The sequence below is a fragment of the Vagococcus bubulae genome (assembly GCF_003950315.1).
In the GTDB taxonomy this organism is placed as follows: Bacteria; Bacillota; Bacilli; order Lactobacillales; family Vagococcaceae; genus Vagococcus; species Vagococcus bubulae.
The window spans coordinates 24,049-37,251 of the sequence record NZ_NGJT01000016.1 but is presented as its reverse complement, the minus strand read 5'-3'; the positions used below and the strand labels follow the sequence as shown (position 1 = coordinate 37,251).

The following is a 13,203-nucleotide window of genomic DNA, read 5'->3' as shown; positions in this document are numbered from 1 at the left end:
ATGAGTCGATTTGTTTTAATTGTATTAGACAGTTTTGGAATAGGAGCAATGGATGATGTATCTGAAGTTAGACCTAGAGATATTGGAAGTAGTACAGCAGGTCATATTATAAAAAAAAATCCAAGTATCAAAATACCAACTTTAGAAAAATTAGGGTTGATGAATGCACTAGGTTATGAAATAGGTGACCATAAAAAATCGGAATCTGCAGTATTTGGTACCTCAAATTTAGCGCATTATGGTGCTGATTCTTTTTTAGGTCACCAGGAAATAATGGGAACAACTCCTAAAGTTCCTTTAATTCAGCCTTTCAATCAAAAAATAGATGAAGTTGAAGAAAACTTATTAAAAAATAATTATAAAGTTAGACGTGTGGGAGAAAAAGGAAAACAAATACTTGTGGTTAATGAAGTCGCTACTGTTGGTGATAATTTAGAAACTGATTACGGGCAAGTTTATAATGTGTCAGCTTGTTTAGATTTAATTAGTTTTGAAGACTTAAAAGATTTGGGACATGTTGTTCGTGAAGTTGTTCAAGTATCTAGAGTAATAACTTTTGGTGGAGAACGAGTAACTCTTGACGATTTACTAAAAGCTAGAAAAGTAAAAAATGATGAGATTGCAGGAGTAGATGCTCCTGAATCTGGTGTATACAATTATGGATATCAAGTAGTTCATTTAGGGTATGGCATCGATAAAAATGTACAAATACCAACTATTTTAGATAATGCAAGTATTACTGTTTCCTTTTTAGGAAAGATTGCTGATATAATTCAAACCAGTAGTACTAGATTATTTCCAGGAGTGGACTCTAACTACTTGTTTGATTGCTTGATTAATGAAGTGAAAGATATCGAAACAGGTTTTATTGCATTAAATATACAAGAAACTGATTTAGCAGGTCATGCTGAAGATGTAGCACGATATTCTGATCGATTAGAGTTAAGTGATAGAAGAATTAAGGAACTTCTTCCAGTTCTTGTTGAAGGGGATATTTTAGTTATTATGGCTGATCATGGTAATGATCCGACTATTGGTCACAGCAATCATACCCGAGAACGCGTACCTCTGCTTGTTTATAGTCCAGGAAAAGAAAAAATAGAGATAGGATTAAGAGAGACTTTAGCAGATGTGGGATCAACTGTGGCAGATTTCTTTAATGTATCAAAACCACAGAATGGGACATCATTTCTAAAAAATCTAAATAATTAATAAAAGATATGCTGTGATCTTTTGATCATGGTTTCTTTTTTTAGGAGACTTAAAAATGGCAAATAGAATAAAGAGATATGCTAAGAAGACTTTCTTAGCTCTAGATAATCGATATAACTCGGTAAAAAAAGTATATCCGAATAGTATTGATTATATTTCAGAAGAGAATGGCTTTTATTTAGGTGTTAAAGAAGTTAGAGTAATTCCAGAAAGTTTTATTACGGAATTAAATCAATTAGGTTATATTTATCATACAGTTGATAAAGCAAGTTTATCTGGTCGAGCGATTGATTTAGAACTGATTAATCCATTAACTGGCAATTATATGACAGGATCATCAAGCGGTACTGCACTAAATGTATTTTTAGGTATAAATGATGTTGGAATTGGAACCGATGGTGGGGGATCTGTTTTAGCACCAGCAATTTGTTTAAATCTTTACGGGTTTATTCATCCACGATTAGGAAAAAAGCATCAGGTGAATGAAGAGTTAAAGGTATCAACAGATGGTATTCCCTTCTCTCCATCAATTGGCTTAATATCTAAGGAGTTAGATCATATTACAAAAATTATGACTAAGTTTTTTGAAATCTCCAGCCTGCCAAATATATCAATAGGTATAGATAATAAAGCATTGCAAGAAGCTGCCAAATTAACAGAAAATGAGTATAGATCAACATTAATAGGAATGGATGATAAGTATACCAAGGATAGAAGAGGATTAATAGTTGATCTAGAGCATTATTTAAGTACTTTTGACTTAGTGATTTCAAAGGAAGGACCAGTCGATTTAAATGGAGTAGGAGATAGCATTTATGGTCATTTTTCTGATTTCACAAAAAAGAAGCAAAATATAGCTAACAAGGGCTTTATTCGAGTAGCTAATATGGTTGGAGCTATAACTTTAACTGTACCGAGCTCAGATTTGAGTGTAGGATATGTTCTGATGACTAAAAAAGAAAGCGTAATACCACATTTTTTGATTATTGGAAAGTTATTGTCGTCAGGGACAGATGAACTAGTAAATAGATATTTTGGTGACTTATCAAAATACTTTGAGCTAGGAATTTAACAGAACAGTGTTATTAATAAAAATCAAATAGAAGTAATAATTTTTACGTTATAGATAACTAGAAGATTTTAATTATTATAGAAGATGTTAATGTTTAGAATAAGCCATATGATATTTTTGAAAAAAATAATCAGAAATTAAAAAATTTTTAAATATATATTATAACCACGAGCCCAACAGCCTATTAGGTTGTTGGGCTTTTTTGTGTACACAAAAATAGAAGGAGGAAAAGAGATGTTTGATAGACAGAATCAATATTACGTGACAAAAGGAGTACAAGAAGCCGTACCGTATCAACTTCAATATTTTTGTTGGCAGTTGATTTTACAACGGGCAAAAGAAAAAGAACCAACAATGGATTACCTACAAATCATTGAATTTGATGTGGATACTGAACATGAACTATTAACGATTGTTCATCGCCAAGAAAAACCAGAAGTGAAACAGATATATCATCTTCACTTGTTTGAAGAATACCACTCACTTAGTGTGAAAAAGATATGGGCAATTGATGATGGCCAAGATCAAACCATGTTACTACCAGAAGAATATTAAGGAGGAAACAAGATGAAAGTAGAAACGCATACGATAAAAAATGAAGTCTTTTTGAGTGATGACAGAAAGAATCGTTATTTACTACAACGGACATGGGGATCAGAAAATCAGGCAATTGTCGCAGTGATTACGTTGAAGCCAGTGTCAGTGAGCGGGGTAGAAAATGACCTAACTACCATGTTGATTCAAAACCATGTGGTTGAGATGGGATATCAAGGCTATTTGGTCGCAAACCTTGTCTCAGGAATTGACTCCACAAAGAAACTATCTGAAACATTACTGGATAGGGAAACAGAAGATGAATTGTTGAAAGAAGTATTAAACAAAAAAGAGGTCCAACAAATCATCATCGGTTGTGGATCAGCAGTAACGCAAAAAGGATTTGCACAGGATCGGTTGAAAGAGATTTTATCCCTACTGACTAAGACGAACCAACACAAAGTGGTGGCGATTGTGGATGACGATAATCGACCTATTCATCCACTTGTCCCAAGTATTCGAAATCAACCATGGACATTGAAAAAAATTAAACTATAAGGAGAGAAAAGAATGACTCTATTACCAAGTAAACGCGTATCAATTGTGAGCCTATCATTAGTGAAAGAATCTAGTCTGTTGTATGGTCCAAGACGTTGTCAAACATCAGATGATGCTTATGAGTTAATTCGTCTATTCATAGAAAATAAGGACAGAGAACATTTAGTGAGCATTGGCTTAAATAGTAAAAATGAACCAACAGTGGTTCATTTGGTTCATATTGGGACAGCAAATCAAAGTATCGCAGTACCTCGAGATATATTAAAGTCAGTTTTATTATCAAATGCGACCCGTTTGATGATTGGACACAATCATCCGAGCGGTGACCCGACACCCTCAGAAGCAGATGAACGTTTAACGGAAAAACTCTATAAAGCGAGTGAGTTATTGGGAATTGAATTACTCGACCATTTGATTATTGGAGAAGAGCGTTACTACTCATTTCGTGAACATCAAAAGTTAGGTTGAATAGCCGTCATATATTGAAAGTGAAGAAAGGGGCAGAAAAATGGATTGGAAAGAATGGTTTGAGCAGGAAACAGGGAAACAAACGAAGCAAGAGGAGTGGTCAGAAGAAACCGTTGAGTTGGAAAAAGACGAGTTATCGCCTGAGTTAATACCAACCGATTGTCTAGATAGATTACCAGAGACCCTAACGGTCTCTTTTTATGGTTATGGGGTAGAAGATGTCGTGTATGTGATGCCGCTAAAAGACTCATCTCAGCTGTTATATGGATTATTACACGGTCCTAAATTAGTATCGTCTATTGTCGTGGAGTGTGATAGGAATGACTAACTATAGACAAGTGATTATAGCGTGTTTGAAACAAGTCATCGCGACATTAACTGAAAAGGAGGACAGCAAATGAATCAATGGGTAAAGCTTTGTCTGACTGTAGGGACAACGATTATTTGTGAGGTGATTCGGTTGATCGATAGTAAAAGCTAATGGAATGACTGTCTGACGAATAGAGTGTCAATGTCAGTGACAATAGACTAGACAAGCGAACAGGCAATGGCCAAAGAAACCCGATACACTGATACTAATTGATGGGAAGGAGGGTGACTTTATGTGACGAAAGAACTAAGTAGTTTGAATGAGGTGTATCAAACAATTGCGAAGGTCACGTCATTAGATGATGCGTTACGACTATATCAGGAGTTTAAAGGTTTGACTATCACGTTTCCAACCAAATTAATTAGTGCGGATTATGTGAAACAGTATCTTAAAAAAGAAACACAAAAAGGGCATCAACTATCGAGTCGAGAGCTTCAACAGTTAGCTAGAAAATTTGATTATTCAGAACGCCAAATGCGACGGTTTTTGCGTGACATTCGACAAGATAGTACATCTAATCGAGTAGAGGAAGAGGAGTTAGTTTATATTACAAAATGGTTGGAAGAGAGACGATCAGAAGAGGGAGAAGAGAATGATTAAGTCTATTTTAGTTCATAAATAGACGTAAAGATACATAGGAGTGAAAGAGAATGGGCATCTTATTTTTAGTAGCCATAGGCTACATCATTGTGAAGTATATTTTACCATGGGTGAATGACCAACTGGATACGGAATTTAAGTGGTGGCAAGTTCCGATAGCACTACTCGTGGGATTAGTTAGCTTGTATGCATTAGTAACAAAAAGAGATCGAACCATTAATCGTGATATCGCTAATCGACACAGCCAGTATCGAAAACTAAGTGATAGTGAATTAGAATACATCATGTATAACGGGAACAGCTTAGATGAAAAAAGGTCAGCTAGAATTATATTGGAAGAACGAATACAGCGACGTAAAACGATGTGGCATAAATAATAGGAATAAAGGAGAGTCTTAACATGAAACAACATCTATCAAAGAAAACAATAGGAAATATATGTAGCATAGTAATGATTGTGACACTGTTTGTGGGTAGTTTGATCACTTACGGGGAATCGTTTGGAAAGTATACAGATACCTATGGTATCTCAGGTTATCATATACTGTTTAATGGCTCGACTATTTATAGTTTAGTTTTATTGGTAGTACCAGTTCTTTTACTATTGATGACTCAATTTGATAAGTTAAAAGAGAAAGAATCGTTGTGGCGATTTGTCTTACCAATTGCATCTCTATTAGTTCTTATCGTTATTCGCTTGAATGTGAAAGATACCGTAGGATTAGGGAATGCGGCAGCGGCATCGTATGCGGTGTCCTTTAAAGCGGGTTTTGGTCTAAGTGGTTGGCTATATTTAATCAGTAATGTTGTGGTATTGTCTTTAGGAATAATAGATTATTTTCATCTTAACGTGACGGAAGAAAGTGTGAAACAAGCGATACAAGACAAAAACTTATCTGGCCTAGGTGAGAAAAAGAAAGAAAAGGAGGGTAAATAGTGAAACGTTTGATACTCTATGTCATTATGATGACTAGTTTTGTATTTGGATAGTGAATAAGTAAATGAATAAAATATAAATGCCCCATGAAATCATTTTTCTGACAAATGATTTTATGGGGATTATTGTTGCAGTTATATCAAATTACAGTAAAAGTGATTTGGTATATTTAGTAAGTATCTGTCTCATTATCTTTAGTTTTATAATTTTGTAAAAAATTATAAAGGTCTGATTCAAATCTTATGCTATTATACATCCTTTTATCAATATTTGACTGATGCTCTTCCATACATGAATCGGTAAAAAGATAATTATCAGTTAACGAGTCCAGTAATCTTTCGTCTTCAGCTTTCATATTTTTTCTTCTCATCTTTAATAAATTAATATTTTTTTTCTTTATAGATTGTAAATAATTGGGTCCGCTATGAGGGTATACAATGCTCAATAGCATATTTTTGACTGTATTTTTATTAAAATCAGAAACTATACTAAAAAAATTTTTATATCTTTCATTTATATCTTGGTATGAAAATTCGTCAATATCAGTATTTTCTGTTGTTAAAAGTGTGTATACTTCCATGGCTTGTTTGTCAACATCATCAATATTTTTGTAAGTTAAAATATGACAGAAATTAGCAAGAGAAAATATAAAATTTTGTCTTTTATCAAGATCTATATCATCTGAATCAAAAGCTTTGTTATATTCTAAATGATTATTTAGTTTTATATTGAAATCATTATTTTGCATTAAATCAAATCTATTATTTTCGATATGCTTCGAAGTATATCGATTATTGTGATATTCATTTTTAGGTAATATTGCGTTGTTTTCATGGGCTATATTCTTATAAATATACTTTTCTTTAATTAAAGTAGTTTTTTTATTTGACCTATTCCATAAGAAATGACTTGATAAAACTGTCCATAAAATGACTGCCCTTTCAGTAGAGATTGAGTATGAATACAAATCGTCTGAAGGTGACTGCTTTTTCGAACTTGGAAAATAACTTAATAAATCACAATATTCTTTACTAAATTCAGGTACAGATTTTAGTAAGACTTTTGTTTTGCTGAAAAGATGCTGAAGTTGACTTTTTGGCATTTCATTTAACGGAACTAATTCCAATGTACTATACTCAATATCCTCTTTCAAGTAGAGTACATTATCGACTATATCTTGAAATAGTATTGTCATATCTCATTCCTCCAATTTTTTAAGATAAAAGTTTATATATCATTATACCATTTTATGTTTTTTAAACAGGTTATTAAAAAATTTTAATAAAAAAGAACCTTTTTATTTTAACGTTTTTATCATTATTTGATATTTGTAAATAATGATAAAAACGTTCTTTATTTTATGTAGTAGATTAGTTGTAACAGGCAACGCGATATGCTCAAACATCTCGTTGGTTGTTATAACTAATTTACTACCGGTAAGTAAATATTATAAAAATCTGAAAGGGGTAATTTTTATGTTTCCATGTTATCAGGTTCCTCAAGATTATTTACGTTATTTTTTGGGCACAGTTGAATTCGTTGAGTTTAGTAATAACGTATTGACACTAAAAATAGCTTTATCAAAGGGGACAGAATCTATTAGCTCAGATATATTTGTCTTTAATCTAAACGATAAGTATGTTCAACGTGCAGTATTAAGCTCTATAGGAAGGATTTGTTGGTCTCAGCACGTTATTGATTTTAGTAAGATTATTGGAGCTAAAGTATTAATCACATATAGGGAAGGGCAAGGGCTTCATCATTCTTACTCAGACCTCATTGCGATTCAAGTAATTAATTTATTACAACCATATGCTTCAAATAATCAATAAATAGGAGGTATCAAGAATGAATGATTTTAAAAGTGTGATAGAATCAGGAGAAAAAATCGAAGTTGCAGATAAATTTAGTGTCGATAAAAATGCTGTTTCAGGACCAAACGGCAGAATAAGCCGCTCAGTGTTCATTTCTCGTATTTTGCAAAGTAAGGAAACCATGGAGCAACAGTACCAGCTAACGTTTTATTTTGAAGGGGAGTTTAGTTCAATCATGATTGAGCCAGATGCAATACTACCAAATAAAATTAATTATCTTAGCAAGTATGGAGTAGCTATTGATCCTATGTATTCTTCTGAACTATCTCGTTATTTAATGTTGCAAAAGCAAATGGTAAAAACAACTAAAGTGATTAATCAAGCTGGCTGGTACCTGCAAGAGGATGTTTTGTCATTTGTTACAAAAGATAGTGAGGACTTATCTTTTGGTGGTAATCTATCACTTAATAAAGTGGGTAGCTACGACCAGTGGCTACAAGGTATTAAAGACTTTGTCCTAGAAAATGTCGAGTTGGAATTGGTACTATCAATATCTTTGTCCAGTGTTTTTATAGCATTTGATTCTTTTACACTCGGAAAGGATATTGGATCTGGTGTAGTCAATCTATTTGGGGATAGTTCAACAGGCAAAACTTGTTCAGCTATTTTAGCTCTAAGTTGTTTTGGTGAACCTACCTCTCAAAAAGCTGGCAGCTTGATGAAGTCTTTTTCATCTACTAAGAATTCAATGATTAAGTCTTTGGCAGGCCTTAATGGTATTATGCTATGTTTTGATGATCTATCATCCTCTTCATCCAGTGATGTTAGCGATTTGATTTATAATATTGGCAATGGGAAAGAAAAAGATCGGTTATCAGAAACGAGTGAGATGAAGGAGGGAGCTTCTTTTGTCACGCAAGTGTTAGTAACTGGAGAGGAATCGCTTGAACAATATACTAAAAAGAATGGCGGGTTAGGTGCTAGGTATTATGAATTAGCAGGCTTAAACTATACAAAATCTTCAGAACACGCTGAACAAATTAAGAGTGTATTTCAAAAAAACTTTGGTTTTGCTGCCCCTATGTTTGCAGAATTTTTGACTAATTATAATGTGTCAGAATTATCGAGCTCCTTTGATGATATTGTCAGTCAATATCATCAAAGATTTCCAAAAGCAAATAATAAAGTACAACGTTTTATCAAACGTATAGCAGCTGTGATGCTAACGGCTAAACTAATCCAACATTGCTTTGAGGTTAGTTTAGATATAGATGGAATGGATACGATTTTGTGTAGCATTATTGAGAAACAAGCTTTACTACTTGATTATAATGCAACTACTCTAGAATTATTGATTTCATGGATTGTAAAGAAACAGAATTTTTTCTCTATTGATGGTGATAAACCAATAAATTCTGGTGATTACCTTGGAGAAATTAATACAAAAAATGGGTATGTAAAAATACGTAAAGAAGTGTTTGATACCATCATTGTTGATTTAGGCCTACCGTCAGCAACTTCAATTTTGAAAGAATGGAAACAGACTGGTATTACTAAAACCGAATCAGATCGTTTATACTACCGAGATTCGAATAAGTCACAATTTGTGCTTCTTGGCGTTCCAATTGATGTTCATGGTAATCAACAGAAGGAGGAGTCTAAATATGAGTAAATACTATGCAGTAAAAAGTGGAATTCGTCCAGGTGTGTATACGTCTTGGAAAGAATGTGAAAAACACGTAAAGGGATTTTCAGGAGCAACATATAAATCCTTTTCTTCATTGGAAGAAGCAGAGCGTTATTTATCAAAAGGAGATGAGACACTTAAAGTGTCTCAATCTTCTATATCTGAATCTGATTTTTCTAATTCCGTTGATATCTATGTAGATGGATCATGGTGTCAAAGTAAGGAACAGTATGGTTGGGGATTTGTTGCTGTGATAGAAGATGATATTAAGTTTACACAGCATGGAAAAAGTTCGAATCCTAAATATACTGGCAGTAAGCAAGTGGGTGGTGAGATTGTTGCCGTATTACAGGGCATTGATTATGCTATCAAAAATGGGTATGACCATGTAACGATACATTATGATTATATGGGGATTGAAAAATGGGCCTCTGGTGAGTGGAAGGCCAACGTACCTATATCTGAAGCATATGTTTATTATATGGAAAAGAAAGTAGAAAAAATCAATCTATCTTTTGTAAAAGTAAAAGCGCATAGTCACAATAAATATAATGATATGGCTGATAGATTGGCAAAGAAAGGAGCATTCAAATGATAGAAGATGGGATGAAATTTGATAACAAACGATTCATGGAGGAGTTTTCAAAACACCTACTTCCATATCTCATTCACTATCCAATACCCGAAAACCCGTCAAAAAAATAGGCATATCACTCATATAGAAAATAGATTTCCCGATTTCCCGACTTTGTCATTCTATCTATAGTTTTGTACAAATATAGATAGGATGATTGATGGGAATAGGATGAGTTTGAATGAGTCTAAAGTATTGACTAGTGCCTAAAAAATGAGCGGGAAATCGGGGAAGTTTAGATTGGAAAAGGGGTGAAACAATGCATGTAGCCTATTGTCGAACGTCGGTTAGAAGAGACCATAAGGTATCGATTGAGATGCAGAAGGAAGTCATCCAACAACATGTCAAACAAGATATATCCAAGTGGTTCATTGATGATGGTCTTTCAGGAAGTACCATCAATCGTCCAGATTTTGCCAGATTGACCGAATGGGTAACATCCTCAACACAATCCAGAACACTCTATGTGACACGGTATGATCGACTTTCCCGAAATGTTTCCAATGCGCTTGATTTCCTTGAATTATGTCAGACACATCATGTTGAAGTGGTATCGGTGTTAGAGCCGATACCTTCTTCTTTAGGTGACAAACAAGCCACTCAATTGTTGTTTGTTCAAATCCTTTTTTCACTAGCTGAGTTCACACGAAGTGTCACGATTGAAAATATCAATCAAGGATTGGCACAGAAGAAGTTAGAAAAGAAAGTATTGAGTGCAAAAGTCCCCTTTGGGTATCGGTATCAAGAAGGAAAGATTGTTGCTCATCCATCTGAAGCCACGGTTGTCCGACAAATTTTTTCTCTCTATACGTCCACTTCAATGGGCTATCAAAAAATTGCCCAACAACTTCAAAAAGAAGGAAAGACCTTTCGAGGTAAACCATTCAAGAAACATCATATTGCCACTATCTTACGCCATTCCGTTTATATTGGACAAATTGGACACAGCAGTAAGAATCTAACACCGTACCTATCACATGATGTGATACCGATCATTCACCCAGATATCTTTCAACAAGCCACAGAAAAACGAACACGACGTCGACCAAAGAAGAGGGATACACGAGAGTATCCTTTAAGAAAGAAAATATCCTGCCCGCATTGTGGTAGAAAACTAAGCCCAAAAATGCAGAGTGATAGTATCTACCAGCATACTTATCATTATTATGCGTGTGGTTATGAAGACTGTATAGGCTATCGATTGGATGCCCCAACCATAGAAAAAGAGGTACTAAGCTCTATTAAAACGTATCTGACGGAGACCAATAATCTCACAATATTACTGGATGAACTACAGAAACAGCTATCACAAGTAGCGAAGCAAAAAGAGGCAACTGTGAGTGATTTGATGAAACGGAAGTCTTGCATATTTGATCAATATGAACAAGGAATACTATCCAAAAAGGAGATGGTTCAACAACTAGATATACTCACAAAACAACTGAATGATGTGACATCTATTACGTTGACTGAAGAACAATTAGAAGAGAGAGTAACTCAATTACTCCATCTATCTGACAATACTATTCAAGATGTCATTTGGTCTTATATTGACCACGTACAAGTTACACTAGACAAACAATTAAAGGAGGTTCTTTTATATGGCATTCGGATTCAATCAGACGTTGTCTGATTCATTAGACCAACCAAAGGCAGCACTCTATCTAAGAGTATCGACAACAGAACAAGCGGTTCATGGGTATTCATTGGCCGCACAAGAACAAGTCATTCGTCAATTTTGTTTACAACGAGGGTATGATGTCTATGAAGTTTACGCGGATGAAGGGATTAGTGGAAAACGGACAGAGAATCGTCCAGCTTTTCAGCGTATGATGACAGACGCAAGAGAAAACTTATTTGATATGGTGATAGTGTGGAAACTCTCTCGTTTAGGTCGTAATAATCGAGATATCTTAAATACTACAGAAGAACTCTATAAACATAATGTGAGTTTCTATTCGATTAGTGAACAGTTTGATATTAGTACGAGTACAGGACGATTAATGCTTCAACTATTAGGGTCATTTGGTGAGTTTGAACGGAATCAAATTAGTGAGAATGTTCAACTGGCAATGCGATCATTGGTGCGAGATCAAAAACGATTTGCGGGTGGACGCATGTTGGGATATGTGAGTACGGTAGATGATGAGGGTCGAAAGCGATTAGTGATTCAAGAAGAGGAAGCAGTGATTGTGAGAAAAATCTATCAAGACTACGCAAATGGAAAAGGCTATCGTGCGATAGCCAATGACTTAAACCGTTTAGGTTATCACACAGTGAAAGGTAATTCATTTTCAACTGTGGCTATTAAAGATATTTTGATGAATAAAACGTATGGTGGTTATTTAGAGTATGCGAAGTATGTCAATTGGGAAGAGAAGAGACGAAAGGGAAAGAACCCTCAACCGATAGTGGTTGAGGGGACCCATGAGCCAATCATTGACAAAACCCTATTTGAGAGTGTCCAGACACGCATGAAAGTTGCGAAGAAACAGCCACAATGGAACGAGCGAGGAGAAAACCTTTTGACAGGGCTACTCAGATGTCCAGATTGTGGTGGACCGATGGCAGCAAGTAACACAACCAATACGCTAAAAGATGGGACGAAGAAACGGATACGATACTACTCTTGTGCTAATTTTCGAAATAAGGGGGCAAGTGTCTGTCATGCGAACTCTGTAAGAGCTGATAAAGCCGAACAGTTTGTGGCAGATAGACTCAAAGAAGTCATTCAAGTGCCTGAGATACTGGAAGGGTTAGTGGATGCGTTGAATAAGGAAATCAACCAACAAGCCCGTCAAGCTGAACAAGAATCACAAACACTACAGAAGCAACTTGTTGAAATTCAAACGAAACAAGCGAAGTGGCAGCAAGTCTTAGATGATACACCTGAGTTATATTCTGAATTGAAAGAACGATTGGAACAACTAGAGAACGATACCATTATGATTCAACAACGTCAACGAGAGATAGAACGTCTTAAACAAACTAAGAATCAACCGATTCAAGTCACTGATATCAGTCGGATATTAGAAGCGATTCAACAATTCATAAATAAAAGTTCAAAGAAGGAGATTAAGCAAGTCTATCAATCTTTCATCAAAGAAATCACGTTTAACAAAGAGACAAAAGATCAATTTCAGTTACACCTTTACTTTGATGAAGCCATAGTCAATCAACTGAATACTATCTATCAAGAAGCCATATCTCGAGGAGATATGGCTATTTTTGTATACAAAGATAGAATAGGATTTCGTTTATAAAAATACAAATCCGTGTTCCAAAATTATTTTTAAATAATAAAAATAGGTGATATA

The 13,203-nt window shown here is 34.6% G+C and carries 15 protein-coding genes; 14 read left to right on the top strand and 1 reads right to left on the bottom strand.

Annotated elements, in window-relative coordinates; translation table 11 throughout:
- The 9 genes from CBF36_RS08760 (at nucleotide 1) to CBF36_RS08720 (ending at nucleotide 5,751) form a co-directional block, all read left to right on the top strand.
- Nucleotides 1-1,212, top strand: coding sequence for a phosphopentomutase (locus tag CBF36_RS08760; RefSeq protein WP_125958078.1), 1,212 nt, complete (start codon nucleotides 1-3; stop codon nucleotides 1,210-1,212).
- Between the two features lie 55 nt (nucleotides 1,213-1,267).
- Nucleotides 1,268-2,284 (top strand): amidase family protein, encoded by a 1,017-nt coding sequence (locus CBF36_RS08755; protein ID WP_125958077.1) that lies wholly within the window; start codon nucleotides 1,268-1,270, stop codon nucleotides 2,282-2,284.
- A 234-nt stretch (nucleotides 2,285-2,518) separates the two neighbouring features.
- A complete protein-coding gene (locus tag CBF36_RS08750; protein ID WP_125958076.1) occupies nucleotides 2,519-2,839 on the top strand; it encodes a DUF960 family protein in 321 nt (106 codons plus the stop codon).
- 12 nt (nucleotides 2,840-2,851) lie between these two features.
- The gene (locus tag CBF36_RS08745; protein WP_125958075.1) at nucleotides 2,852-3,376 is read left to right on the top strand and encodes a DUF1643 domain-containing protein; all 525 of its coding nucleotides are present in this window, start codon (nucleotides 2,852-2,854) and stop codon (nucleotides 3,374-3,376) included.
- 12 nt (nucleotides 3,377-3,388) lie between these two features.
- Nucleotides 3,389-3,844, top strand: a complete 456-nt coding sequence (locus CBF36_RS08740) for a JAB domain-containing protein (RefSeq protein WP_125958074.1) — start codon at nucleotides 3,389-3,391, stop codon at nucleotides 3,842-3,844.
- A 40-nt stretch (nucleotides 3,845-3,884) separates the two neighbouring features.
- Complete coding sequence (locus CBF36_RS08735; RefSeq protein ID WP_125958073.1) at nucleotides 3,885-4,172, top strand: hypothetical protein; 288 nt, start codon at nucleotides 3,885-3,887, stop codon at nucleotides 4,170-4,172.
- A 276-nt stretch (nucleotides 4,173-4,448) separates the two neighbouring features.
- Entirely contained in the window at nucleotides 4,449-4,814 is a 366-nt protein-coding gene (locus CBF36_RS08730) for a hypothetical protein (RefSeq protein ID WP_125958072.1), read from the top strand.
- 50 nt (nucleotides 4,815-4,864) lie between these two features.
- Nucleotides 4,865-5,191, top strand: coding sequence for a hypothetical protein (locus tag CBF36_RS08725; protein ID WP_125958071.1), 327 nt, complete (start codon nucleotides 4,865-4,867; stop codon nucleotides 5,189-5,191).
- Nucleotides 5,192-5,214: 23 nt separating this feature from the next.
- Nucleotides 5,215-5,751 carry a hypothetical protein gene (locus CBF36_RS08720; RefSeq protein WP_125958070.1) on the top strand — a complete coding sequence of 179 codons (537 nt, stop codon included), beginning with the start codon at nucleotides 5,215-5,217 and terminating at the stop codon, nucleotides 5,749-5,751.
- A 169-nt stretch (nucleotides 5,752-5,920) separates the two neighbouring features.
- Here CBF36_RS08720 and CBF36_RS08715 read toward each other — a convergent pair whose 3' ends face one another.
- Nucleotides 5,921-6,946: a hypothetical protein gene (locus tag CBF36_RS08715; protein ID WP_125958069.1), complete on the bottom strand. Its 1,026-nt coding sequence runs from the start codon at nucleotides 6,944-6,946 to the stop codon at nucleotides 5,921-5,923.
- Nucleotides 6,947-7,226: 280 nt separating this feature from the next.
- On the opposite strand from CBF36_RS08715, the gene CBF36_RS08710 reads away from it, so the two are divergent.
- From CBF36_RS08710 to CBF36_RS08690, 5 genes are all read left to right on the top strand, one after another.
- Complete coding sequence (locus CBF36_RS08710; protein ID WP_125958068.1) at nucleotides 7,227-7,583, top strand: hypothetical protein; 357 nt, start codon at nucleotides 7,227-7,229, stop codon at nucleotides 7,581-7,583.
- Between the two features lie 16 nt (nucleotides 7,584-7,599).
- The gene (locus tag CBF36_RS08705; RefSeq protein WP_125958067.1) at nucleotides 7,600-9,237 is read left to right on the top strand and encodes a DUF927 domain-containing protein; all 1,638 of its coding nucleotides are present in this window, start codon (nucleotides 7,600-7,602) and stop codon (nucleotides 9,235-9,237) included.
- Nucleotides 9,230-9,847 (top strand): ribonuclease H1 domain-containing protein, encoded by a 618-nt coding sequence (locus CBF36_RS08700; protein ID WP_165865441.1) that lies wholly within the window; start codon nucleotides 9,230-9,232, stop codon nucleotides 9,845-9,847. Before CBF36_RS08705 ends, CBF36_RS08700 begins: the two co-directional genes overlap by 8 nt.
- 298 nt (nucleotides 9,848-10,145) lie before the next feature.
- Nucleotides 10,146-11,519, top strand: coding sequence for a recombinase family protein (locus tag CBF36_RS08695; RefSeq protein WP_125958065.1), 1,374 nt, complete (start codon nucleotides 10,146-10,148; stop codon nucleotides 11,517-11,519).
- Complete coding sequence (locus CBF36_RS08690) at nucleotides 11,488-13,149, top strand: recombinase family protein (RefSeq protein WP_125958064.1); 1,662 nt, start codon at nucleotides 11,488-11,490, stop codon at nucleotides 13,147-13,149. The genes CBF36_RS08695 and CBF36_RS08690 overlap by 32 nt, the downstream gene beginning before the upstream one ends.
- Nucleotides 13,150-13,203: the final 54 nt, after the last annotated feature.

Excerpts from the sequence above, each read along its gene's own strand:
- CBF36_RS08745 (WP_125958075.1), top strand. The coding sequence starts at position 2,852 with ATGAAAGTAGAAACGCATACGATAAAAAATGAAGTCTTTTTGAGTGAT.
- CBF36_RS08735 (WP_125958073.1), top strand. The coding sequence starts at position 3,885 with ATGGATTGGAAAGAATGGTTTGAGCAGGAAACAGGGAAACAAACGAAG.
- CBF36_RS08740 (WP_125958074.1), top strand. The coding sequence starts at position 3,389 with ATGACTCTATTACCAAGTAAACGCGTATCAATTGTGAGCCTATCATTA.
- CBF36_RS08690 (WP_125958064.1), top strand. The coding sequence starts at position 11,488 with ATGGCATTCGGATTCAATCAGACGTTGTCTGATTCATTAGACCAACCA.
- CBF36_RS08695 (WP_125958065.1), top strand. The coding sequence starts at position 10,146 with ATGCATGTAGCCTATTGTCGAACGTCGGTTAGAAGAGACCATAAGGTA.
- CBF36_RS08720 (WP_125958070.1), top strand. The coding sequence starts at position 5,215 with ATGAAACAACATCTATCAAAGAAAACAATAGGAAATATATGTAGCATA.
- CBF36_RS08760 (WP_125958078.1), top strand. The coding sequence starts at position 1 with ATGAGTCGATTTGTTTTAATTGTATTAGACAGTTTTGGAATAGGAGCA.
- CBF36_RS08700 (WP_165865441.1), top strand. The coding sequence starts at position 9,230 with ATGAGTAAATACTATGCAGTAAAAAGTGGAATTCGTCCAGGTGTGTAT.
- CBF36_RS08725 (WP_125958071.1), top strand. The coding sequence starts at position 4,865 with ATGGGCATCTTATTTTTAGTAGCCATAGGCTACATCATTGTGAAGTAT.
- CBF36_RS08715 (WP_125958069.1), bottom strand. The coding sequence starts at position 6,946 with ATGACAATACTATTTCAAGATATAGTCGATAATGTACTCTACTTGAAA.
- CBF36_RS08710 (WP_125958068.1), top strand. The coding sequence starts at position 7,227 with ATGTTTCCATGTTATCAGGTTCCTCAAGATTATTTACGTTATTTTTTG.
- CBF36_RS08750 (WP_125958076.1), top strand. The coding sequence starts at position 2,519 with ATGTTTGATAGACAGAATCAATATTACGTGACAAAAGGAGTACAAGAA.
- CBF36_RS08755 (WP_125958077.1), top strand. The coding sequence starts at position 1,268 with ATGGCAAATAGAATAAAGAGATATGCTAAGAAGACTTTCTTAGCTCTA.
- CBF36_RS08705 (WP_125958067.1), top strand. The coding sequence starts at position 7,600 with ATGAATGATTTTAAAAGTGTGATAGAATCAGGAGAAAAAATCGAAGTT.